Consider the following 23,288-nt stretch of genomic DNA (forward strand, 5'->3'; position numbering starts at 1 on the left):
GAATAATGCCTGGATGCGGCAGTCCAGTTTGCTGGACGAACCCACCATCCCTGACCTGGTCGTTGGTTAAGCACGTCGCTCTGCCTGCGCCATCTTTAGTTGACTTGGCCGAGCGGGCAGCCTTCCATGCTGTGGTCCGCGGTCGAGGGGAACGGCGTGCTGGGTGAAACGGCGATGGCGGCACTGGCGGCGGCGGGCCTGCAGCCCACTTCGACGGCGAAGGTCGACCTCGACGCGCCGGATACGGTCATCGTCACGGGTGAGCGAACCACGCGAACGCTTCGGCGGACTTCGTCCAGCGTGGAGGTTTACGACGAGAGGCAAATCGAACGGAACAGCGGCGCCGACCGTATCGAGCAACTGCTCGACCTCACCCCCAACGTCCAAGTCGGCTCGGGCGGGGAGGGGCCGACCATCCGCGGCCAGGATACGACCGGACCGACACGCGACCTGCCTGCCTTCCTTGGCGGCACCAGACCCCGCACTACCCTGATCGTCGATGGTCGAGCGATATCGTTCAACGAATTCGTTTTCGGTGCCGCGCCGCTATGGGACGTGCAGCGGGTCGAGGTATTCCGAAGCCCGCAGACGACGACACAGGGCCAGAATTCGATCGCCGGCGCCATCTTCGTGGAAACCGGCGCCCCGACGTTCGTGCCCGAGTTCCGGATGCGAGCCATCGCCGGCGATTATCGGACCCGGCAAGTTTCGCTGATGGGCTCGGGGCCCCTGTCCGACGACGTGGCGATCCGCATCGCCGGCGACATGCGAAGCAGCAGGCCGTCAAGCCTCCTTGCCGACCGCGCCGTCGGCGCCGATCCCAACCGCGACCTTTACGGCACGCTGCGCACCAAGCTGCTGTTCCGGCCGTCGGGATCCGCCGGACCGAAACTCGAACTGGGCTATGCGCACATCGAGTCGCAGATGCCGCAGATCGAGGGAGTTCGACCTCCGTTCGAGGAACGCCGCGATCCCGTCGCAACCTACGGCACCTTCCGCGTCAACGTTGATAGCTTGACGGCACGGAGCGAAATACGACTTTCGCCGGTGCTGCTGTTGCGGACAACGCTAACCGGCGGCGAGACGAAGGTGCGGCGCTTTGCGCCTGCCGGTCTTGGCCAGAATTTCATCCGAGGGCGTGACCGGTCAGCGGAAACGGTGTTCGACTGGACGCCTTCGGATGGCTTCAAGGTCATCGTCGGCGCATCCGTCCGTCAGGCAAAGTTGCGGCAACGCATAGATCTGTCCCAGCTATCCGGCATCGGCCGCTTTCGCGACCGGCAGTCCGCTGTCGGCATCTTTGGCGAAGGGACCTGGGCGCTGGCGCCAGGATTGGAAGTGACCGCAGGACTTCGGTTCCAACGCGACTCGCAGGAGAGGGTCGGGGCGTTGGAGTCGTCGGGCGGACCGATCGATCTTGCTTATGATCAGCGGTTTCGGGCGTGGCTTCCGAAGGCTTCGATCGCCTGGGACGTCACCAAGTCCGTTCGGGTGGGTGCGGTCGTCCAGCGGGCCTATAATCCGGGAGGGACGACGCTTCGTTTCGATACCGGCGAAGCGGACAATTTCGGAGAGGAGCGTCTGACTGCCTACGAGATCTTCGCCCGTTACTCATTCGCCAACGGGAGGCTGACCGCGAACGCCAATCTGTTTCGCTATGAAATGGATGATCCACAACGCAGCCGAAGCATCACCATTTTCGCGCCAACGGGTGCTCCGGTCGGCTTCGCGGACCTTTTCAACCTGCAGCATGCCCGCAGCCACGGAGGCGAGGCGACTCTGAACTGGCAGCCTTCGACGCGCTTTTCGATGAGGGCAGGTGTCGGCCTGCTTCGAACGCAGATCACGGAGGCGGACGGCGAATACGCGAGTTTCAAGGGTAAGCAGTTCCAACGCTCACCGAAGTTCAGCGCCTCGCTAGCCATCGACTGGATGCCGTTGCGCGGCCTAAACTTGTCGGCACAAGCCCGGCGAAACAGCGGCTATTTCAGCGATGATCTTAACGCGGCCGACCGCCATGTTGCCGGTTGGACCAACGTGGACGCCCGCGTGGCGTACGACCTGCGTAAGCTGCGCCTGTTCGGCTACGTTCGCAACGTTTTCGATAGCTTTCACCTAACCTATCTCCTGAATTCGAGCCTCGCCACCGCCGGCGATCCGCGCGAGTTCGGAATGGGGATCGAATATCGCTATTAGGGCATCCGAGTCGGCGGATAGTCCGGTCTGACCCCCCGCAGCTTCCAGTACGCCGTCAGTCCCATTCCATCGCACAACGATTGGAATCTCGGATCCTGGCGAAAGGCGAACATTGGAGGCGTGGAAATCCATTGCGTGTGCCGCCAACTCTGGTCGTTGATCAGCGAAGTCGAACCGTCCGCGGGCCGTTTCGGGATGACATCCCCGTGCGCGAACATCAGGCCGTTCGTAATCGCGTAGGCCGCGTCCAATTCTCCGATCGCCGACATCGCCATTGCCGCGTAAGCAGCCTGTCCGGCGCTTTGCCTTGCCGCTGCGATGTTGGCCTCCACTGCGGCACGCCGGTTGGCGGGTGTCGGCGAATCAAGTGCGGCGAAAGTCGGCCGCCATTGAACCATTGAGGCCGGTTTGACGCTTTTTGGCAGTGCGGCCGTGTAATCCAGCATCGCCTGCGCGGCGCCGGTGCGGTCGGTGAAGGCAAGGACCAGAAATCGAGCGTTCCAGATCGACGCGTGCGCTGGCCAGATCCGGATCAGGCGTTCGAGCACCTTGTCGGCCTCTGCCGTGCGGCCGTAGATCCAGCTCTTCAGTCCGCGGCGCATCATTGGGATGGGCGCGACCGGATCGAGCTTGATGAGGCGCTCGTTGACGTCCCAGCTTCGACCTGTCAGCCCCGCACCCTGGTAAAGGAACACGAGGCGGCTGAGGGCGAAGTGATTATCCGGATCATCCTTGAGCACGGCGAGCAACTCGTCTTCGGTCTGGACCCAGTCGAAATTCGACGTGTTGAAAAAGAGCAGGGCGAGACGTGCGTTGGGGTTGCGTGGATCCAACGCCAGAGCCCGGTCGATAGCGACTTTCGCTTCGGCAATCCTGCTGCCTGCGTCCTTTTCCACCGCGCTTTCGGCCAAGGCGTAAGCGAGAAGTCCTAACGCCTCGCTGTTGTTCGGGTCTTGCGCCAAAACCTCCTTGAGAAGAGCCGTGGCGGAGACCTCGGAGGTCGATTGCCCGAAGCGAAGGATTTGCCCAGCTTCCTCGACACGGTCGTCCGTGCCTGACCTGGCGCGATGAGGTTTGAGAAACCAAAGCCCGGCACCGGCACTGATGGCGACAGCGCCGCCGGCCAGCGCCAAGGCGCGGCGCGACAAGCCTTGGGTTCGCGTCGCCTCGATCGATTCTGCTCTTGTCTCGAAGCCCGGGAAATCGCCGATCAGGCGATAGCCGGTTCGCGGAATGGTCTCGATCTCGAACAGGTCGGGTCCTGTTTCCGCCGCGATCCGCCGTACCCGGTTGATCGCCCGGTTGAGGCTGTCGTCACCGACCATCGCACCGCCCCACCCGGCCGCGAAAATGGCATCACGGGTGACGACTTCGTTGGCGTGATCGAGCAGCAACAGGAACACCTGCATCGTCAGTGGTTCGACCTGAAGGGACCCGGCTGGCCCTCGATCTTTCGACGAGCCGGGCTGACCATCATCGCCCCGGCCTGGAAGTCAGCCCTAGCCGCAAGATCCGCTGGTTTCACCAACCCCGTTCCCTTCGCGCACCGGACCATCGGCAGATGGTCAGATCATGATCGGCACATCCTCATCGCACAAGAAGGCAAGCCATTCTACGCCGCTGCTGGTGTAGCGGAGTTGGGCCTTGCAAATGTTTAAGGGGTTCGGTCAGTCCGGTGGCTTGCGCGCGTCATGACTGCCAAGTCATTTCGGTGGATGATGACGGCCATCGCGCTGACGAGCGCGGTTCCGACAAGCGCTGTCGCTGGCGAACGCGAGTTTAGCGCAACCTCGCTCCTGGCCCTTGCGCAAAAACTTGAACGCAGCGGCCACCGCGACGAAGCCGCGCGCCTGTACCAGGCCCTGACCGAGGATCCCAACCCCGACATCAGGGCCGAAGCACAGTTCCGGACCGCCAGATACCTCGCTGGCGAAGGCAAGACTCGTGAAGCCGCGGTCCTCCTTCGCCGCCTGATCGACGAGCATCCCAAGGCAGCGCCCCCGCGGTTCGAGCTTGTCGGGCTGCTTCAGAAAATGGGGGACGAGGCCGCCGCGCTTCGTGAGCTCCGCTCGCTGGGAACCCTGGACCTTCCCATGAACGCCGCGCGGTTGGTCGATCGGATGAGCGCTTCCCTGCGGGCAAATCAGCCCTTCTCCTTCCAGCTCGAGATGGCGATTGCGCCGGACAGCAACGTCAATCGGGCCACCCGATCCGACACGCTGGATACGGTGTTCGGCGAATTCGAAGTCAATGAAAGTGCGCGCGCCAAGTCCGGGCTCGGCGCATCGATCCGCGGACTGGCGCAAGGTCGCGTGGACCTGACGGAAGACACGGCGCTCAAGCTCTACGCGTCCTTCGACAGCAATCTCTACCGGCAGCGGCGGTTCAATGACATCAGCCTGTCCGCGGGCCTTGGGCCTGAATTTCGCATCGGCTCCACACGGCTGGCACTGAACGTCGGCGGGTCGCAGCAGTGGTACGGGATGCGGTCGTTCGTTCGAAGCCTTCGGGCCGGCGGGACGGCATGGCTGTCGGTGGATCGCATGTCCCAACTCCGCCTCGACGGGTCGGCGCGATGGACGAACAATCTGTTCAATGACCAGCAGGACGGACGCGGTCGAAGTGTGACCGCGCGCTACGAACGAGCCTTGTCGCCGCGCCTGGTGGCCAGCGTCGGCGGGGGCATCGATCGTTTCGCCGCGACGGGCCCGGCCTATTCGACCCGGTCGCGGTCGGCCTCGATCAATCTTTATCGCGACATGGGTCGGGCGACGGTTTCGCTGGGCGTGGAGGTTGGCCGTCTCAAGGCCGACGAGCGCCTGTCCCTGCTGCCCAAGGTCCGGCAGGACCGGTCACTTCGTCTCCAGGCGGGGATGGTCCTTCGCAAGCTGACCTTCGCGGGTTTCGCGCCAACGGTGCGGGTGACCCATGAGCGCAACAGCAGCACGGTGGAATTCTACGATTATCGCCGCACCCGGACCGAGTTCGGCATCAGCCGGGCGTTCTAGAACGGCCTAAGCCGGTGTCACCGACCGGAGCGCCAGTCGAAAGCGCAGGATGCTTCCGGCGGGGATTTCGTCGAGGGTTCGGTCTCCATAGCCAAGCTGAGGCGGGATCCAGACGATCCACTCGTCACCGGGCTTCATCATCTTGAGTGCTTCGTCGAAACCCTTGACGAATTTACCGACGTTGCCGGTCAGCGGCTCGCCCCGGGCGAAGCTGCTGTCGAACACCGTGCCGTTGGTCAGCTTGCCCTCATAGTCGAAGGTCACGAGGTCACCGTCCTTCGGCGAGATGCCCGATTTCGGTCCCGACTTGACGATGAAATACTGAAGGCCGCTCGCGGTCTGAACCACGCGCTTCGATGCGGCGGCGTTGCGCGCGAGGAAGTTGGCCCCGGCCGGGGTCTCGGGCGGTGTGCGGGTCGCGCAGGCGCTAAGAGATAGCGAGACGGCGGCGACGGCGGGCAGCAGGATTTTCATGCGGCCCTGCTTAGCGCCTCCGCTGATCCGCGAAAGTCATTTTCCGGCGCTTTGCGTTCGGCAGCGCAGCGGCTAGCGCACTTCCATGAAGGCAATCGTCGATCCTCACCACGTCCTCGCCAGTGGGCTTGGCGCCATTCGCCAGCAATTCCAGGTGCCATTGGACTTCCCCCGGACGTGCTGGCGGAGGCGGAAATGCTCGCCCGAAAGCCGGTTGACGGCCACGCCGATCGGACCGAACTGCCATTCGTCACGCTCGACCCGGCGACGTCCACCGATCTCGACCAGGCGTTCTGCTTCTCGCGCGACGCCGCCGCGATCGTTCTCCACTATGCCATCGCGGATGTCGGCTGGTTCGTCCCTGAAGGCAGCCTGGTCGACGCCGAGGCATGGCGCCGCGGCGCAAGTATTTACCTTCCGGACGGGAAGGAGCCGCTTTATCCGCCGGTAATAAGCGAAGCAGCGGCCAGCCTGCTGCCCGACGGACCGCGGCCGGCGGTCATTTTCGAGGTGCGGGTCGACGAAGCGGGCGAGGTCGAATTAGTTGGCGTGGAACGCTCGCTGATCCGGAGCCGCGCAAAGCTGGCTTATGACCAGGTTACGCCCGAGCAATTGCCGGCGGATTTCCACGAGTTCGCCGAACGGATCCAGGCGGCCGAGGCCCGGCGCGGCGCGTCCCGCGTCGATCCGCCCGAGCAAGAGGTCAACGCGGTGGAGGGCGACGGCTATGAGCTTCGCTTCCGTCCGCGGCTCCGGTCCGAGGCGCAGAACAGCGCATTGTCGCTCGCCTGCAATCTTGCGGTCGCGAAGCTGTTGTTTGAACGACGCACGGGTCTCTTCCGGGTAATGGCCGAACCGACGAAGCGGGCGGTCAGGCGTCTCCGCCATACGGCGCAGGCGTTTGCCATCGACTGGCCGGCCGCGGTTAGCCTGGAGCAATTCGAGACCCGGCTCGATCCGTCGAACCCGCGCGATGCGGCAATGATGATGGCCATCCGCCGAGCGGGCGAGGGCGCGTCCTATGTTCCCTATCGCGAGGGAGCGGTGCCGTTCCACTCGGCAATGGCCGCGACCTATGCCCATGCCACGGCTCCCCTGCGGCGGCTGGCGGATCGCTATGTGGTCGAGGCGGCACTGGCTGTGGCGAATGGCTTGCCCGTTCCGGCCAGCGTCGCCGCGGCATTCGAAAAATTGCCGGGCGTCATGGCCAAGACGGACTCGCTGGATGCCAACCTGCGGCGGGCTGTCGTCGATCTAGCGGAGGCTGTGATGTTGATGGACGGAGTGGGCGCGACCCATTCGGCGGTCGTAACGGATGTCGATGATCGCGGCACCCGGATCCAGCTTTGCGACCTGCCAATCGTGTCGCGGGTCGTGACCGACGGCGCTTCGCCCGGGGATGCGCTGCAGGTGAAGCTGACTGAGGCCGACCCGGACCGCCGCCTGATAAGGTTCGAACGGGCGGCCTAGCCGAGGCTTCGGCCGATCAGTTCCTTCATGATCTCGCTAGTGCCGCCATAGATACGGGCGACGCGGGCATCCCGCCACAGCCGCGCGATCGGATATTCGTTCATGTATCCGGCGCCGCCGTGAAGCTGCAGCGCGGCGTCCATGATCCCCCAGCCGGTTTCGCTGTGCCACAGCTTGGCCGCGCTCGCTTCGGCCGGTGTCAGCCTGCCGGCGACATGGCGGGCAATGGCCCAATCCAGGTGCGCCCAGCCGACCTGAAGCTTGGCCGTCATGTCGGCCAGGGTGAACCGGCTGTTCTGGAAATCGATAATACGCCGACCGAACGCCTTGCGGTCCGAAGTGAACTTGACCGCTTCATCATAAGCGCGCTGCGCGCCCGCCTGGCATTGGACCGCGATCGACAGACGTTCTTGCGGCAACTGCTGCATGAGCATGATGAAAGCGGCATTCTCGGCGCCGATCAGTCGGTCGGCGGGAAGCGATACCTCGTCGAAGAAAAGCTCGGCGGTGTCGTTGCCGTGAAGCCCGATCTTGTCGAGGTTGCGGCCGCGGCTGAATCCTTCGTCGCCATCTTCTACCAAAAACAGCGACAAGCCCTTTGCGCCGCCTTCCTCGGTCGTACGGGCGACGACGATGACCAGGTCGGCGCTGAAGCCGTTGGTGATGTAGGTCTTGCTGCCCGACAGCGTCCAGCCGTTACCGTCGCGCTTCGCAGTGGTGCGGATACCCTGAAGGTCGCTGCCGGCGCCGGGCTCGGTCATGGCGATGGCGGTGATGGTCGTTCCGTCGACCATGCCGGGAAGGTACCGCTTCTTTTGCTCCTCGCTGGCGTAATGGACGAGGTAGTCGGCGACGATGTCGCTTTGCAGCGTGAAGCCCGCAGCCGAGCCGAGGTAGCTCAACTCTTCCCCGACGATGGCGTTGAATGAAAAGTCGAGGCCCGGGCCGCCGTAGGCCTCCGGCACTTGCGGACACAGCAGGCCGGCCGCGCCGACACGCGCCCACGCCTCGCGCTCGACGATTCCGTTGCGCTCGTGATCGTCGAGGCGCGGCTCGATGACGTCGGCGAGAACCTTGCGCACCGTGTCGCGAAAGGCGTGGTGGTCGTCACTGAACAGCGAGCGGTCGGCAGCATTGATCATGAGCGGGAGCCTAGCGAACGCTTGCCCGCTTGCAATGCGGCGCTACGGTCCGGCGCCATGAATCCCCTCTACGAAAAAATGCCGGTCAGCGTGTTCGAACGCATGAGCCTGGCAGCGGTGAAGCATGGCGCGGTCAACCTGGGGCAGGGCTTCCCCGACTTCGGTTGGCCGACGGAAATCCTCGACGCCGCGGCGCGCGCGTTGACCGAGGGGTCGAACCAGTATGCGCCTTCGCGCGGCCTGCCGGCGCTTCGGCAAGCGGTCGCGGACCATTACCGCCGTCATCACGGGCTCGACCTGTCGGCGGAGGGCATCTGCGTCACGTCGGGCGCGACTGAAGCGCTGGCGGCCTCCATCCTCGCCACGATCGAGCCGGGTGACGAAGTGATCATCCTCGCGCCGGCCTATGATGCGTATGCGCCGCTCGTGCGGCGCGCCGGCGGCGTTGTTCGTGAGGTGGCACTTCGGGCACCCGATTTCCGTATCGAGCGCGATGCCCTGGCCGCTGCGGTCAGCCCGCGAACGCGCGCAATCATCTTCAACAACCCGCACAATCCCCTCGGCCGATTGTTCGACACCGATGAACTCGAAGCGGTGGCTGCACTAGCCGCGAGCACGACCTTGTCGTCATCAGCGACGAGGTATGGGAACATCTGGTGCTCGACGGGCAGCAGTTCGTCCCGATCGCTTCGCTGGATGGAATGGCGGACCGAACGTTGAAGTGCGGCTCCGCTGGAAAGATCTTTTCGCTCACCGGCTGGAAGATTGGCTGGATCGCGGGCAATCCGGCACGGGTTTCGGTCGCGTCGCAAGCCCACCAATTCCTGACGTTCGCGACCGCGCCCAACCTGCAGGCGGCGGTGGCATTCGGACTTGCGGAAGGCGACGCCTGGCTGGCGCCGATGCGAGCAAGCTTCGCCCGCGCTCGCGACCGGATGGCGGATGGGCTTCGGGCCGCGGGATTTGTCGCGCTGCCCAGCGATTCCACCTATTTTCAGGTCGTTGACCTGGCGGCTTCCGGCATCACGATGAACGATGAAGAGTTTGCCGCCATGGCGGTCGAGCGTGCGGGAGTGGCGGTGGTGCCGCTGTCCTCTTTCTATGAGCAGGACGCGCCGGGTCACCTGGTGCGCATCTGCTTCGCCAAGCGCGACGAGACGATCGACGCCGGCATCGCAGCCATGGCACGGGCGCGGGAGTTGGCGCGATGAAGACCAGCGAAGAGATGCGCGGCTTATACGCAGCGCTTGGCATGGTCCCGGAGAACGGCGATCTTGAGTCCGTGTCGCCGATCGACGGCGAAATCCTTGGCTCGGTGCAAACCCCGAAGGCCGCCGACGTCGACAAGATCATCGCCGATGCCCGGCACGCGTTCGAAGCGTGGCGCGCCGTCCCGGCGCCGCGCCGTGGCGAACTGGTCCGCCTGCTGGGCGAGGAGCTTCGCGCCGCCAAGGAGCCGCTTGCCCGGCTGGTAACGCTGGAGGCCGGCAAGATCGTTTCCGAAGGCCTCGGCGAAGTGCAGGAGATGATCGACATCTGCGACTTCGCCGTCGGGCTGTCGCGGCAACTGTATGGGCTGACCATCGCCAGCGAACGGCCGGAGCACCGGATGATCGAACAATGGCATTCCCTGGGGCCGGTCGCGATCGTCAGCGCGTTCAACTTCCCGGTCGCGGTGTGGGCTTGGAACGCGGCGCTGGCCCTGGTCTGCGGCAATTCGATCCTGTGGAAGCCGAGCGAAAAGACACCGCTCACCGCCGCGGCGGTGATGACCTTGCTCGATCGCGCCGTCGCCCGTTTCGGGGACGCGCCAGCGGGCCTTGCGCAGTTGCTTCACGGCGGCCGCGAAATCGGCGAGGCCCTGGCGCGCGATCCACGCATCGCCCTGGTCTCGGCGACGGGTTCGACGCGAATGGGCCGCACGATCGGCCCGCTGGTCGCGGCGAGATTCGGACGTTCGCTGCTCGAACTGGGCGGCAACAACGCGATGATCGTCGCGCCGAGCGCCGACCTCAAGCTTGCCGAGCGGGCCATCCTGTTCTCGGCAGCGGGGACGGCGGGGCAGCGATGCACGACGCTCCGTCGACTGATCGTCCACCAGTCGATTGCCGATGGCTTTGTGGCGCGCCTCGCCGCGCTTTACGCGCTTCTACCGGTCGGCGATCCGCGTGACGACGGCGTGCTGGTCGGCCCGCTGATCGACGAGGCAGCGGCCGACACGATGGCGGATGCACTGGATGCGGCCCGTTCACAGGGCGGCATCGTCCATGGCGGCGAACGACTTGGCCCCCGCTTCGTCCGCCCGGCGCTCGTCGAAATGGCGGCGCACGACGGCGTCGTGCTGCAGGAGACGTTCGCCCCCATCCTCTACGTGCTGCGCTACGACACGCTGGCAGAGGCAATCGCGCTCAACAACGCGGTTCCGCAAGGGCTGAGCAGCGCGATCTTCACCACCGACCTTCGAGAAGCCGAAGCATTCATCGCCGACACCGGCTCCGACTGCGGGATTGCCAACGTCAATATCGGCCCGTCAGGTGCGGAGATCGGCGGGGCTTTCGGTGGAGAAAAGGAAACCGGCGGCGGCCGCGAAAGCGGGACTGACAGCTGGCGCGCCTACATGCGGCGCTCGACCAACACCATCAACTATGGGTCGGCTCTGCCTCTGGCTCAGGGTGTCCGTTTCGAGATCGACGGCTAGTGGGGTCGGCGCGCGGGCGCCGCCGCTCCCCCACCAGTTCGGGCCACTGCTTCTTCCAGCTTTCGTACCACGCGCCGAGCGTGTCGGGCGCCAGCGGCTGCGACACGAGATAGCCTTGGGCGATGTCGCATTCGAGCGCACGCAGCAGGCGCAGCTGCGCCGGCGTTTCCACGCCTTCCGCGGTGACGGAGAGGCCAAGTCCGTGGGCAAGGTCGATGATCGAGCGCACGATCAGCGCGCTGTCCTGTTCCTGCGGTGAATCCTGGACGAAGAAGCGATCGATCTTGAGCTCGGTAAAGGGCAGCTGGCGGAGCTGCATCAGGGTCGAATAACCAACCCCGAAATCGTCGATCGCAAGGCCGATGCCCTTGATCCGGAAGCGCGTCAGCGTGTCCATCAGCTTGATCAGGGGCTGGGTCGCGCCTTCGGTCAGTTCAAGGACCAGGCGCTCGGTCGGCACCGCAAGCGCGCGGCACATCCGTTCGACCAGGTCTGGAAAGTCGAGCTGGTCGAGGCTGACGGCTGAAATGTTGAAGGCGAGGTCGGTGTCGATGCCTTCGTCCTGCCATTTGCGCCATTGGCGAAGGGTCGTGCGGAGGCCCCATTGGGTGAGGTCGTCGATCAGTCCATGGCGTTCCGCGAGCGGGACGAAGCGGGAAGGGGGCACCGCGCCCAGTTCGGGATCGTCCCAGCGGACCAGTGCCTCGACCCGGCGGAGCGACCCGTCGCGAAGCGAGACCTTGGGTTGGTAGGCCATGTGCAGGCGGCCATTGAGGAGAGCCCGTTCGAGCCCATCGAGCATGCCGAGATCGGCTTGCGCGATCATTCCACCAGCCGCGGCTTGCTTCGTTCGAGGATCGCTTCAAGTTCGTCGATCCGTGCGGGCTTTTCCAGCGGGCCGACCATGTCGAGGCCCAGCGCCGATCCGAGTCGGAACGCGCTTTCCAAGATGCGCCGGTCAAATCCCGAAATGATCAGCACAGGCCCCTCGAAACCCTGAGCCGACAGAAAGCGCAAAAGTTCGATTCCGTCCATCCCCGGCATTCCGAGATCAAGGGCAACCATCGCTGGCGGATCGGCCATGAACTGGTCGCGAAACGCCGTGTCGTTGCTCGTCTGCATCGGCAAAAAGCCGCACATCTCAGCTGTTTGGGCGACGAAGTCCGCCAGGGCCGGTTCGTCGTCGATCACAAGCAGTTTGGGCTGGCTCGATGGCAAAAATATTTCCCGATCGTGACAAGGTTAACGGTCACCCTGTACTGCTTACCGACAAGAGGTCAAACGCACGAAACGCCTTTTTAACCCCGTTCCGCATATCGTCCCGCTTTGAAGCAATTTATGTCCTCTTCGCGGGAGACCTGTGAATGTTCGAAGCGCTGATCCGGCGCCGCCCCAGCCGCCCGCTCGGGCTCGATGACGGCGCGTTCGACTCGACGACCTTTTCGTTGTCGACCGCGGTGCCGCGTCCCGAAGAGCGCCGCGACGACGAACGCATCATGCCCATCCTGCAGATTGCCAAGGTGTTGGAGGAAAGCGGCCGGGAGCAACTGGTGCGTGTCCGTAACGTGTCCGCCGGGGCCTGATGGCGGAGGTCGGCCACGCAATCCCGGTCGGCACCAAGGTCCGGCTCGAATTCTCCTCGCAGAAAATACCCTGCCACGTGGTGTGGACACGCGAAGGCACCGCCGGCTTCAAGTTCGACAACAACCTCGACCTCGGCGAGCTGCTTGCTGGCCGCAAGCCGCGGCACGGTTTTCGCCCGCGCCCGCCGCGCCTCAGCGTCGAATGCAAGGCCAGCCTGAAGGTCGGCAAGACCTATTACACGGTCGACGTGCATGACATTTCGCTTGGCGGCCTCAAGGTCGAGCCGATCGAGGAATATTGCCTAGGTCGCGAAGTGGTCGTCGTGGTCGAGAGCCTGCGCCCCATTCGCGGCGAGGTCCGTTGGTTCTCCGACCGCCGCGCCGGCGTGGTCTTCGACCAGCCGCTGAAGTTCGAGGAACTGGCCGAGTGGATCGGCAAGCGGCTCGAGATGGCCGCGCTCAAGGCGAGCATCAAGAAAGGCTGACCCCTTTCGTCAAGCCCCGGCGCTTCCTATCTTCGCTTCAACTCGACAAGCGGAGAATGACGATGGCTGACCAGGTTGCGGTGCTGGCGGGCGGATGTTTCTGGTGCACCGAGGCGGTGTTTCTGGACCTTGTTGGCGTACGGTCGGTCGAGAGTGGTTACACCGGGGGCCAGACGACCAACCCGACCTACAAGGAAGTGTGCGGCGGCAACACCGGTCATGCCGAAGCGATCAAGATTGCCTTTGATCCCGAGCAGATCAGCTACGCCGACCTTCTCGACATCTTCTTCGCGACCCACGATCCGACGCAGCTCAACCGGCAGGGCAATGACATCGGTACGCAATATCGCTCGGCGATCTTCCCGCAGGACGACGAGCAGCGCGCCGAAGCCGAAGCCGGCATCGCCCGCGCCAACGCCGACCACGACGGCAAGGTGGTCACGACGATCGAGCCCAAGGCAGACTGGTATCCGGCCGAAGACTATCACCAGGATTACTGGGCCGGCGAAGGCCAGCGCAATCCTTACTGCCTGGCCGTCATCCCGCCCAAGCTGGCAAAGCTGCGGAAGAGCTATCAAGCCAAATTAAAGTCACAGGAAACTCTCGCCAGATAACAATTTGTAAACTGTTGCCGGTGCAGGGCGCGTTCCCGCCGAATTGTTAGTTCGTAATTGGGGGGGGAATTCATGAAACTTCTGCTGTGCGGGGCGCTGTTTGCAGCGTCCGCGATGCCTGTTGCTGCCCAGACGCTGCAACCGGTGGTGCCGCCAGTACCGACTGTCCAGCCGATGCCGGTCGCTGCACCGAGTCAGGCCGTCCTGCGGGTCGGAACCGAGGTGCCACTTCGATTGCTCGAAGAATTGACCACGAAGGGCAAGAAGCTGCGCGTCGGGCAACGCTTCCGCCTTGAGACGACCGAGCCCGTTATGGTTCAGGGCGCGACCGTCGTCCCTGTCGGCAGTCCCGCAGTCGGCGAGATCACCGATGTCCGTAACAAGGGGATGTGGGGCAAGTCCGGGCACCTAGGTGCGCGGGTCCTCTATGTGACCGTTAATGGCCGGCAGATTCGCTTGAGCGGAGCTTTCGACGACAAGGGCGTCGCGGGCGGCGTCGGTGCGGCAGCGGTCTCGGCGTTGGTCTTCTTGCCGGCAGGATTTTTCATGACTGGTACCAGCGCAAAGGTGCCGGTGGGAACCATCGTCAAAAGCTTCGTTGACGAGGACGTGCCCCTGGCTATGCCAGTTGCTCCGCTCGCACCATTGCCGGTGGCCGTAAAGCCAGCACCTTTGCCGGCCGTGCCGGTGAGCGCGCTGACGCCGGTCGCCACTCCGATTCGCTGAGCGTTGGGGCGGCGGGAGCCGCCCTAACTCTTCCGAGGCGCCGCCGCTCGCTTGAGGCGGTCGCGGATGGCGGCGGCGATGCCGTTGCCGGGGATGGGCGCGACCGCGATGGAGGGGGCGTCGGCGGCGTCGGCCTGATGAAGCAGGTCGAACAGCCGGGCGGCGGCCTGGACCGGGTCGCCACTCTCGCTGAGGGAATCGTCGCCCGCGATGGGCCCAAAGCCGATCAGATATTCTCCCTCGCGCCGGTCGGTCGCGTCGAGCCGGAGCGGCTTCGAAGGGGCGTAATGGCTGGCCAGTTGGCCGGGCGCCTGGATGCCCGAACCGGGCGCGGGCAGCTGCGCGTCGATGTCGATCGGGCCGCGCCGTAACAGACGTAGTGGCCCGCCGGTCGCAGCGACGATGGTGGATTCGATGCCGCGCTGGCTGGCGCCACCGTCGATGATCAGGGCGACGCGATCGCCCAGGCTCGCGGCGACATGGCTGGCGCGCGTGGGACTGATCAGGCCGCTGGCGTTCGCCGAAGGAGCGGCAAGCGGGACGCCTGAGGCATTAAGCAGGGCCCGAATCGCCGGGTGCGCCGGGACTCGAAGCGCGACCGTTGGAAGGCCGGCCGTGACCAGCGCGGCGATGGTCGCGTCAGGCCGGAGTGGAACGACCAGGGTCAGGGGCCCCGGCCAATACTCCGCCGCCAGCGCCCGCGCTTCGTCGGTGAACTCGCCGAGTTCCTCGGCGGCCGCGAGATCCGGCACGTGGACGATCAGCGGGTTGAAGCCTGGCCGGCCCTTGGCGGCATATATTCGCGCCACGGCCTCTGCGTTCGTTGCGTCGGCCGCAAGTCCGTAGACCGTCTCTGTCGGCACGGCGACCGGCTGCCCCGCCGCGATCAGTCGCGCCGCCTCCGCGATCGCCTCGTCGCCGAACGGCATGATCCGTGGGTTGGGTGGCGGCGCCATGACCTGCCCGCTATAGCGCGGTGACCATTGCATCAAGGCCGAGGACCCATCCGCATGAGCTTCAATGCCCCCGTGTCCGACCAGCGCCTGGTCCTTCGCGACGTGGTCAGGATCGGCGAATTGCCCGCCGCGAGCGATCCCGACCTGGTCGACGCCGTGCTGGACGGTGCGGCCGCGCTGGCAGAAGGCGAGTTCGCTCCGCTCGACCGCATCGGCGATACCGTCGGCGCGCGGTGGGACAATGGCGTGGTTCGAATGCCGGAGGGCTTCAAGGCTGCCTATCGCTCCTTCGTCGACGGAGGCTGGATGGGTCTGTCGGCTCCGGAAGCGGCCGGCGGACAGGCGCTTCCGCTCGCTTTGTCGGCGGCGCTGATGGAAGACCTCAACGCCGCGAATATCGGCTTCGCACTGTGCCCGATGCTGTCGTTCGGCGCCATCGAGGCGCTGGAACGGCACGGCTCGGACGAGCTCAAGCGCGACTATCTTCCCAAGATCGTGTCGGGTGAATGGCCCGCGACGATGAACCTGACCGAGCCGCAAGCCGGAAGCGATGTGGGCGCGCTCAAGACCCGCGCCGAACCCAACGGGGATGGAAGCTGGCGGATTTTCGGCACCAAGATCTTCATCACCTATGGCGAGCACGACCTGGCCGACAACATCATCCACCTTGTGCTGGCGCGGACGCCCGGCGCTCCGGAAGGGACGCGCGGCATCTCGCTGTTCCTGGTTCCCAAGGTCCTGCCGGACGGACGCGCCAACGACCTTCGCTGCGTTTCGATCGAGCACAAGCTTGGCATCCACGCCTCGCCGACCTGTGTCATGAGTTATGGCGACCACGGCGGCGCCACCGGCTGGCTGGTCGGCCCGGAGATGGGCGGCATGCGGGCCATGTTCACGATGATGAACAACGCGCGTTTGAATGTCGGATTGCAGGGGGTCGGTATCGCCGAACGTGCGACGCAGCGCGCGGTCGCCTATGCCTTGGATCGCCGCCAGTCGGGCAAGGCCATTGCCGAATTTCCCGACGTCCGTCGAATGCTGCTTCGGATGCGGGCGCTCACCTCGGCGTCACGGGCGCTAGTCTACTACGCGTTTGGCCAGCTCGACCGGGGTCTCGCCGGAGACCCGGTCGCCGCGATGCGCGCCGAGGTGTTGACCCCGCTGGCGAAGGCGTGGGGGACCGATGTCGGATGCGAGGTGGCGAGCCTCGGAATCCAGGTCCATGGCGGGATGGGGTTCATCGAAGAGACCGGTGCGGCACAGCATCTTCGCGACGCCCGGATCGCGCCAATCTATGAGGGCACGAACGGCATCCAGGCAGCCGACCTCGTTGGACGCAAGCTGGGGCTCGACGGCGGCCTGGCCTTCGACGGCCTGATCGCCGACATCGAGGCGGAAGCGACCGATCCGTTGCTGATCGCCTTGACCGACGCGGTCGAAGTTGCCGCGGCGACGATGCGCGCCCGCAGCGGCGACGACCGGATGGCGGGCAGCTACCCGTTTCTGACGATGTGCGCGGTGATGGTTGGTGGATGGCTGATGGAGCGGCTTGCAAAAAGCCCGGATGCCGACGATCGAGTTCGCGCGACGAGTGCCTTTTTCCTGTCGTCGGTCGTGCCGGAGGCGATCGGGCTGGCCGCTGCCGCGGAAAGCGGTGCGGAGCAACTCTACGTCGTCTCGGCGGAGGCCCTCGCCTAGGCCCGTTCGGTTCGCATCAGTTCGGCGGGATCGAGGCCGAGGCGCTGCATCCGCTCGCGGATGGCGGGCCATTCCTGCTTGACGAAGCGGCTGCGCTCGGCATCGCGCAGCTTGGCGCGCGCGCCGGGCGCGACGAACATGCCAACGCCGCGGCGGACCAACACCAGGCCTTCGTCCTGGAAGCCTTGATACGCCTTGGCGACGGTCAGCGGGTTGGCGCCTTCCTCGACCGCGAGCGCGCGGACCGAGGGAAGGGGATCGCCGTCGCCGAACCTCCCGGACAGGATCGCGTCCGCGATCACTTCGCGGATGCGGACATAAACGGGCTTTTCGTGCGTGGTTCGGAGCGTCATGGTGTCATAATACACCGATGCGCGATTTGTTCAAGTCTTGGGGGCACCCATTGCCGCGCGACCGTCGCCAGCGGCGCGCGAGGCCGTTCCACCAGTTCCGCGCCGGGCGATCCGATGAAAAGAAAGCCGGCAATACGCTCGCCCGGTCCGCAGAAGGCGGCGCGGACCCGTTCCGAATAGGTTGCCCAGCCGGTGATCCACCCACCGACGTAGCCCAATGCGTGAACCGCCCACAGCAGGTTCATCGCCGCGGCTCCGCACGACAGTTCCTGTTCCCACACCGGGATCTTGTGGTTGGCGACCGGCGCCGAGACCAATGCGACGAGCGACGGCGCCTGGTGCGCGAATTCCAGCGCCTTGGCGAAGTGGGCGGGCAGGGGTTCGGGCTCGCTTTCGGGAAGGGCCTTCGTCAGTAATTCGGCCAGAGCATCGCGCTGGTCCTTGCCGACGGTGACGAAGCGCCACGGGAAGAGCTTGCCATGATCGGGCGTGCGTGCCGCGATGGTCAGGATCTGCTCCATTTCCTCGTCGCTGGGGCCGGGTTCGACCATTTCGCGGGGCCGCCCTGACCGGCGGCTTTCGAGCAGGGCAAGGGTCGAGCTTCGATCGTTGAGAACCATTCGCATTGACTAGGGACTCGCCGTTCGTCGAACAAGTCGCTTCACAATGCGCCGTTCGCCGCTAGTCTGCGCGGCTTTCAAGGCGATAAGACCGCAATGCGACGGTTACGCCGAGTAGTTCAAGGATGCCCAAGCTGATGAAACCCGTATCCACCTGGAACGAAGGCGACTGGATCGCGGCGATCGCCGTAGTCATCCTCGGCTTTTTCCTCGTCGCCGGCGCGACCATTGCCGCGTCGCGCAAGCCCGAAGCCCTTGGCCACCCCAAGGGCCTCTACATGCTGTTCTTCGCCGAAATGTGGGAGCGTTTCTCCTACTACGGCATGCGGGCGCTGCTGATCTTCTACCTGACGAAGCACTGGCTGTTCGCCGATGACAAGTCGAACCTGATCTACGGCGCCTACACCAGCCTTGTGTACATCACGCCGGTGCTAGGCGGCTATCTCGCCGACCGGTACCTCGGGCAGCGCAAGGCCGTGCTGTTCGGCGGCATCCTGCTCGCGCTGGGTCACGCGACGATGGCGGTGGAAGGAACCGGCGGGCAGTCGGATCCGACCATCAACGTCTTCTGGCTGGCGCTGGCGTTGATCATCGTCGGCTCAGGGTTCCTGAAGGCCAACATCTCGGTGATGGTCGGGCAGCTTTACCGTCTGACCGACACCCGGCGGGATTCCGCCTACACCATCTTCTACATGGGCATTAACCTTGGCGCCGCTGCCGGTTCGATCCTCGTCGGTTACCTGGGCGAGCGCATCGGCTGGGGCTACGGCTTTGGCCTGGCGGGCATCGGCATGCTCGCGGGCCTGGTGGTGTTCGTTCTTGGCAAGGGCGTGCTGAACGGCGCGGGCGAACCGCCCAACCCGGCAGCGCTCAAGGATCGCGTCGCGGGGGTCAGCCGCGAGGCGTTCCTCTACGTCATCGGCTTCGCCGCGGTGGCGGTGATGTGGGGCCTGATCCAGTATCAGGATGTTATCCAGAACCTGTTGATCATCTCGGGCCTCGCCCTCCTCGGCTACGTGCTTTACGAGGCGTTCAAGATGCCCAAGGAGCCGCGCGAACGGATGTTCGCGATCCTGTTCCTCATCGGCCTCAATCCGTTGTTCTGGGGCCTGTTCGAGCAGGCGGGCGGTAGCCTCAACCTCTACACCGACCGCTTCGTCGACCGCGGCGACGTGCCGGCGTCGGTGTTCCAGTCGATCAACTCGATCTACATCATCCTGCTGGCGCCGCTGTTCGCCGGCCTCTGGGTCACGCTTGGTCGCCGCGGTCTGGAACCTTCGGCTCCGGCAAAGTTCGGTCTGGCGCTGATGCAGGTCGGCCTTGCCTTCCTCGTCTTCGTCTGGGGCGCGACGTCGGTCGGCATGGCGGCGATGACTCCGGTGATTTTCGTCTTCCTGATCTACCTGTTCCAGACGACTGGTGAGCTCTGCCTCTCGCCGGTCGGCCTCAGTGCCATGAACCGCCTGGCGCCGCGTCACCTCGCGTCGCTCATTATGGGCGCGTGGTTCTACATGACCGCCGTCGGCAACTTTGTCGCCGGCAAGATTGGCGAGGCCACGGGCGGTGAAGGCGGCGAGATGTCGAAGGAGCTGACGCTGGCGATCTATAACAAGATCGGTTGGGTCGCGGTCGGCGCGGGCGTCGTGGTCCTGTTGCTCAGCCCGATCGTGAAACGCTGGATGCATCTCGACACGCTGCGCGACGATCGGCTTGCCGGCGATTCCGAGCTCGGCGAGCCACAGGCGGCGGGCACTAACCTCGCCGGCGAAGCCAAGGCTTGATGGTCATGATAGGGGCGAGGATCGTCGGCGCGGCGGTCCTCGCCCTTGTCGTGGCAAGTTGCGCCGAGACGCCACCGCCCAAGAAGGCGGCAAGGCCCTCGGTCCGGATCAACGACAATCCCTATCCGTCGACCTACGTCCGCTATCCGGGCGTCCCGACGCTGATCCGCGGCGCCACGCTGTACGATGGCGAGGGCGGGCGAATTGACGATGCCTCCCTGCTGATTGCGGACGGCACGGTCCAGGCGGTCGGCGGGCCCGAAGTGACGGCACCGGCCGGCGCGGTGGTCATCGAGGCGGCCGGGAAATGGGTCACTCCGGGAATCATCGACGTGCATAGCCATCTTGGTGACTACCCATCGCCCGGCGTGGAAAGCCATTCCGACGGCAATGAAGGAACGGCGCCCGCCCGGCCCGACGTCTGGGCCGAGCACAGCGTCTGGCCGCAGGATCCGGGATTCAGCCGCGCCCTCGCCAATGGCGGGGTGACGACGCTGCAAATCCTGCCGGGATCGGCAAACCTGTTCGGCGGCCGCTCGGTCGTCCTCAAGAACGTCTATGCCCGAACCGTCCAGGGGATGAAGTTTCCCGCCGCCCCCTATGGCCTCAAGATGGCGTGCGGCGAAAATCCGAAGCGTGTTTATGGCGGGAAGGGCGGTCCGGCGACCCGGATGGGCAACGTCGCCACCACGCGCGCGACCTGGATCAAGGCGCAGGAATATAAGCGCAAGTGGGACAGATACGACGCGGTGGGCGGCGACATCCCCGTCCGCGATCTCGCGATGGACACGCTGCGCAACGTTCTGGCGGGCAAGATTCGCGTCCACAACCATTGCTACCGCGCCGACGAGATGGCGATCATGATCGATATGAGCCGTGAGTTCGGCTACAAGATCGCCGCCTTTCACCACGCTGTGGAGGCCTACAAGATCGCCGACCTGCTTGCGAAAGAAGGTATCTGCGCGGCGATGTGGGCCGACTGGTATGGGTTCAAGATGGAAGCGTACGACGCGATCCAGGAAAATATCCCGTTCGTCGACAAGGCTGGCGGCTGCGCCATCGTCCATAGCGATGACGCGAACGGCATTCAGCGACTGAACCAGGAAGCGGCCAAGGCCCTCGCCAACGGGCGCCGGGCCGGCCACGTCATCAGCGATGCGTCCGCGTGGCGCTGGCTGGGCATCAACCCTGCACGGGCGCTCGGCATCGACGACCGCACGGGCAGCCTGAAGGTCGGCAAGATGGCCGATGTCGTCCTGTGGAACGGCGATCCGTTCAGTGTGTACACGCGCCCGGAACGCGTGTGGGTCGACGGGGCGCTGTTGTACGATGCGTCGAACCCGCGCCGCCGGCCGGTGAGTGACTTCGAGCTGGGCCAGCCTGGCGAAGGCGACGTCAAATGATCCGGTTGCTGGCCGCCGCCGCGCTCGCCGCCGCCGCCGTCACCCCGGCATCCGCCCAGACCATCGCCATCGTCGGCGGGACGGTCGCATTGGGCGACGGATCGGAGCCGATCGTCGGTGGCACCGTGGTCCTGCGCAATGGTCGGATCGTCTCCGCCGGCGCGGGTCGGCGCGTACCGGCGGGCGCGCGGATCATCGACGCGGCCGGCAAGTGGGTCGCTCCGGGGATGATCGCAGGCTTTTCGCGCCTTGGGCTAGCCGAAGTCGACCTTGGCGCGGACGGTGCCGACGATACTGAGGCCAATGGCAGCCCGTTCAATGCCGCCATCGATATCGCTCCGTCGATCAATCCCAAGGCCTCCACCATCGCCGTCGGCCGTGCCGATGGAGTGACTCGCGCCATCGTCGCGCCGTCGGCGGGGCGCAGCATTTTTGCCGGGCAGGGTGCAGTGATCGACCTCGGGGATGACCTTGACGCGGTGATGCGGCCGCGCGCGTTCCAATTCGTCGAATTGGGCGAGGGCGGTGCCGGCAAGGCAGGCGGATCGCGTGCCTCGGCCTTCACCCTGTTCCGCAACGCCCTGCGCGAGGCGCGCGACCTGGCCGGCATGCGGCCGATCGCCGGAAGTGCTGGCCGCGCCTTGCCACGGCAGGGCGACGACATACCATACGTCAGCCGCGAGGATGTGCGCCTCACCGGGCTCGATGCTCGGCGGAGCGATGACGTGCTGCTTACTCGGTTCGACGCCGCGGCGCTGGTTCCGGTCCTTCGCGGCCAGCAATTGCTGCTTGTCCATGTCGAGCGTGCGGTCGACATCCGCAACGTGCTTCGGTTGCGCTCCGAATTTCCGGCGCTGCGCCTCGCGCTGGTCGGTGCGACGGAGGCGTGGATGGTCGCGCCGGAGATTGCGCGCTCGGGCACGTGGGTGATTGCCTCCGCGCTCAATGACCTTCCGGCCAGTTTCGAGCAGCTCGCCGCGACACAGTCCAACGTCGGTCGTCTGCGCACCGCAGGGGTCAAGGTTGCGATCGGGATGATCGGGGAGGACGATACCCGCCGTCAGCGCAACCAGAGGCAGAATGCCGGCAATCTCGTTGCCGTCAGCCGCATTCCCGGTGCCAGCGGAGTCAGCTGGGGCGACGCGTTTGCCATGGTGACCTCGCGCCCGGCGCAGGTGATGGGCCTGGACGACCAGATCGGCAGCCTCAAGGCAGGCGCGCGAGCCGATGTCGTCATCTGGTCCGGCGACCCGCTGGAAAATGCCTCGCGCCCGGAGGCAGTGTGGATCGACGGGGTCGCGCAACCGCTCGACAGTCATCAAACGAAGCTGCGGGACCGTTACAGGGACCTCACCCGCCGCGACCTTCCGGAGGCTTACCGCCGATGACCCCGATGACCGCTCTCGCGCTCTTCTCCGCCCTGTTCGTCGGCACCCATTTCCTGATGTCGCATCCCCTGCGCGCCGCCATGGTGGCTCGGCTCGGCGAGCGTGGCTTTGCCGGCGTCTATTCGCTCATTTCGCTGTTACTCTTTGGCGGGATGATCTGGGCGTATGGTCCGGCGGTCAGGACTGCGACCGAGGCGTGGTGGGCGGTTCCGACCTGGCTTTGGTGGGTGGCGACGCTCCTCATGTGGCTCGGATCGGTGTTGTTTGTGGGCTCGCTCCGCCGCAATCCGGCGTTTCCCAATCCCGGCAAACCGATCACCAGCATCGGAGAGGCACGTGGCACGTTCGCGGTCACCCGCCATCCGATGATGTGGGGCTTCGCGCTGTGGGCGCTGGTCCATGCGCTGGTGGTTCCCAACTGCGCCTCGTTCATCCTGAGCGGCGCGATTCTCGTCCTCGCCCTTGGTGGCGCGGCAGGACAGGACGCCAAGAAGCGAAAGCTGATGGGTGCGCCGTGGGTCGATTGGCAGCGGCGCACCGCCTTCGTGCCCTTTGCCAAGGGTTTCGCCCTACCGGACGCGTTCGCGCTGGCCGGCGGGACGATCCTGTGGCTGGTCGCGACCTGGGCGCACGGTGCGTTGGGGTATATGCCGGCGGGGATTTTCGCATTCGTGTCGTAAAGGCGCTGGTCAG

Annotated in this window: 21 protein-coding genes and 2 pseudogenes; 14 read left to right on the plus strand and 9 right to left on the minus strand. The window is 65.3% G+C overall.

The window, feature by feature from the left end; genetic code table 11:
* Positions 1–126: 126 nt before the first annotated feature.
* Entirely contained in the window at positions 127–2,196 is a 2,070-nt protein-coding gene (locus tag H9L12_RS03640; protein ID WP_187542654.1) for a TonB-dependent receptor, read from the plus strand.
* Here the strand turns inward: H9L12_RS03640 and H9L12_RS03645 are convergent.
* Both H9L12_RS03645 and H9L12_RS14360 read right to left on the minus strand, forming a co-directional pair.
* A complete protein-coding gene (locus H9L12_RS03645) occupies positions 2,193–3,329 on the minus strand; it encodes a tetratricopeptide repeat protein (RefSeq protein ID WP_246450563.1) in 1,137 nt (378 codons plus the stop codon). The genes H9L12_RS03640 and H9L12_RS03645 overlap by 4 nt on opposite strands.
* Positions 3,330–3,467: 138 nt before the next feature.
* Positions 3,468–3,605, minus strand: a pseudogene (locus H9L12_RS14360) (winged helix-turn-helix domain-containing protein); the annotation flags it as partial.
* Between the two features lie 306 nt (positions 3,606–3,911).
* On the opposite strand from H9L12_RS14360, the gene H9L12_RS03650 reads away from it, so the two are divergent.
* Entirely contained in the window at positions 3,912–5,204 is a 1,293-nt protein-coding gene (locus H9L12_RS03650; RefSeq protein WP_187542656.1) for a surface lipoprotein assembly modifier, read from the plus strand.
* Positions 5,205–5,210: 6 nt separating this feature from the next.
* Here H9L12_RS03650 and H9L12_RS03655 read toward each other — a convergent pair whose 3' ends face one another.
* On the minus strand, positions 5,211–5,678 hold the full coding sequence (locus H9L12_RS03655; protein ID WP_187542657.1) for an FKBP-type peptidyl-prolyl cis-trans isomerase: 468 nt from the start codon (positions 5,676–5,678) through the stop codon (positions 5,211–5,213).
* Positions 5,679–5,873: 195 nt separating this feature from the next.
* Here H9L12_RS03655 and H9L12_RS03660 point away from each other — a divergent pair, with 195 nt between their 5' ends.
* Positions 5,874–7,148: an RNB domain-containing ribonuclease gene (locus H9L12_RS03660; RefSeq protein ID WP_246450567.1), complete on the plus strand. Its 1,275-nt coding sequence runs from the start codon at positions 5,874–5,876 to the stop codon at positions 7,146–7,148.
* On the opposite strand, the gene H9L12_RS03665 is transcribed toward H9L12_RS03660, so the two are convergent.
* On the minus strand, positions 7,145–8,290 hold the full coding sequence (locus tag H9L12_RS03665; protein ID WP_187542658.1) for an acyl-CoA dehydrogenase family protein: 1,146 nt from the start codon (positions 8,288–8,290) through the stop codon (positions 7,145–7,147). The two genes, H9L12_RS03660 and H9L12_RS03665, sit on opposite strands and share 4 nt — an antisense overlap.
* Positions 8,291–8,347: 57 nt before the next feature.
* On the opposite strand from H9L12_RS03665, the pseudogene H9L12_RS03670 reads away from it, so the two are divergent.
* Positions 8,348–9,501, plus strand: a pseudogene (locus tag H9L12_RS03670) (aminotransferase).
* Positions 9,498–10,988, plus strand: a complete 1,491-nt coding sequence (amaB, locus tag H9L12_RS03675) for an L-piperidine-6-carboxylate dehydrogenase (protein ID WP_223177148.1) — start codon at positions 9,498–9,500, stop codon at positions 10,986–10,988. Before H9L12_RS03670 ends, amaB begins: the two are co-directional and overlap by 4 nt.
* On the opposite strand, the gene H9L12_RS03680 is transcribed toward amaB, so the two are convergent.
* Both H9L12_RS03680 and H9L12_RS03685 read right to left on the minus strand, forming a co-directional pair.
* A complete protein-coding gene (locus tag H9L12_RS03680; RefSeq protein ID WP_187542659.1) occupies positions 10,930–11,814 on the minus strand; it encodes an EAL domain-containing protein in 885 nt (294 codons plus the stop codon). The genes amaB and H9L12_RS03680 overlap by 59 nt on opposite strands.
* The gene (locus H9L12_RS03685; protein ID WP_246450569.1) at positions 11,811–12,128 is read right to left on the minus strand and encodes a response regulator; all 318 of its coding nucleotides are present in this window, start codon (positions 12,126–12,128) and stop codon (positions 11,811–11,813) included. Before H9L12_RS03685 ends, H9L12_RS03680 begins: the two co-directional genes overlap by 4 nt.
* A 224-nt stretch (positions 12,129–12,352) precedes the next feature.
* On the opposite strand from H9L12_RS03685, the gene H9L12_RS03690 reads away from it, so the two are divergent.
* From H9L12_RS03690 to H9L12_RS03705, 4 genes are all read left to right on the plus strand, one after another.
* Positions 12,353–12,571: a hypothetical protein gene (locus H9L12_RS03690; RefSeq protein ID WP_187542661.1), complete on the plus strand. Its 219-nt coding sequence runs from the start codon at positions 12,353–12,355 to the stop codon at positions 12,569–12,571.
* Positions 12,571–13,056, plus strand: a complete 486-nt coding sequence (locus tag H9L12_RS03695; protein WP_187542662.1) for a PilZ domain-containing protein — start codon at positions 12,571–12,573, stop codon at positions 13,054–13,056. Before H9L12_RS03690 ends, H9L12_RS03695 begins: the two co-directional genes overlap by 1 nt.
* Positions 13,057–13,118: 62 nt before the next feature.
* Positions 13,119–13,670, plus strand: coding sequence for a peptide-methionine (S)-S-oxide reductase MsrA (gene msrA, locus H9L12_RS03700; RefSeq protein WP_187542663.1), 552 nt, complete (start codon positions 13,119–13,121; stop codon positions 13,668–13,670).
* A gap of 72 nt (positions 13,671–13,742) precedes the next feature.
* A complete protein-coding gene (locus H9L12_RS03705) occupies positions 13,743–14,396 on the plus strand; it encodes a hypothetical protein (protein WP_187542664.1) in 654 nt (217 codons plus the stop codon).
* 23 nt (positions 14,397–14,419) lie between these two features.
* Here H9L12_RS03705 and H9L12_RS03710 read toward each other — a convergent pair whose 3' ends face one another.
* Entirely contained in the window at positions 14,420–15,352 is a 933-nt protein-coding gene (locus tag H9L12_RS03710; RefSeq protein ID WP_187542665.1) for an L-threonylcarbamoyladenylate synthase, read from the minus strand.
* 54 nt (positions 15,353–15,406) lie between these two features.
* Between H9L12_RS03710 and H9L12_RS03715 the strand changes: the two genes are divergently transcribed.
* Entirely contained in the window at positions 15,407–17,050 is a 1,644-nt protein-coding gene (locus tag H9L12_RS03715) for an acyl-CoA dehydrogenase family protein (RefSeq protein ID WP_187542666.1), read from the plus strand.
* Here H9L12_RS03715 and H9L12_RS03720 read toward each other — a convergent pair.
* On the minus strand, positions 17,047–17,403 hold the full coding sequence (locus H9L12_RS03720) for a GntR family transcriptional regulator (RefSeq protein ID WP_187542667.1): 357 nt from the start codon (positions 17,401–17,403) through the stop codon (positions 17,047–17,049). The two genes, H9L12_RS03715 and H9L12_RS03720, sit on opposite strands and share 4 nt — an antisense overlap.
* Positions 17,400–18,023 (minus strand): nitroreductase family protein, encoded by a 624-nt coding sequence (locus tag H9L12_RS03725; protein ID WP_187542668.1) that lies wholly within the window; start codon positions 18,021–18,023, stop codon positions 17,400–17,402. Before H9L12_RS03725 ends, H9L12_RS03720 begins: the two co-directional genes overlap by 4 nt.
* A gap of 137 nt (positions 18,024–18,160) precedes the next feature.
* Between H9L12_RS03725 and H9L12_RS03730 the strand changes: the two genes are divergently transcribed.
* The 4 genes from H9L12_RS03730 to H9L12_RS03745 are packed head-to-tail and all read left to right on the plus strand — an operon-like array spanning position 18,161 to position 23,275.
* A complete protein-coding gene (locus H9L12_RS03730) occupies positions 18,161–19,804 on the plus strand; it encodes a peptide MFS transporter (protein WP_187542669.1) in 1,644 nt (547 codons plus the stop codon).
* Positions 19,804–21,207, plus strand: coding sequence for an amidohydrolase (locus H9L12_RS03735; RefSeq protein ID WP_187542670.1), 1,404 nt, complete (start codon positions 19,804–19,806; stop codon positions 21,205–21,207). The genes H9L12_RS03730 and H9L12_RS03735 overlap by 1 nt, the downstream gene beginning before the upstream one ends.
* Positions 21,204–22,595, plus strand: coding sequence for an amidohydrolase family protein (locus H9L12_RS03740; RefSeq protein WP_187542671.1), 1,392 nt, complete (start codon positions 21,204–21,206; stop codon positions 22,593–22,595). Before H9L12_RS03735 ends, H9L12_RS03740 begins: the two co-directional genes overlap by 4 nt.
* Positions 22,592–23,275 carry an NnrU family protein gene (locus tag H9L12_RS03745; RefSeq protein WP_187542672.1) on the plus strand — a complete coding sequence of 228 codons (684 nt, stop codon included), beginning with the start codon at positions 22,592–22,594 and terminating at the stop codon, positions 23,273–23,275. Before H9L12_RS03740 ends, H9L12_RS03745 begins: the two co-directional genes overlap by 4 nt.
* The last annotated feature ends 13 nt before the right edge of the window (positions 23,276–23,288 follow it).

The sequence above is a fragment of the Sphingomonas rhizophila genome (assembly GCF_014396585.1).
Taxonomy (GTDB): domain Bacteria; phylum Pseudomonadota; class Alphaproteobacteria; order Sphingomonadales; family Sphingomonadaceae; genus Sphingomicrobium; species Sphingomicrobium rhizophilum.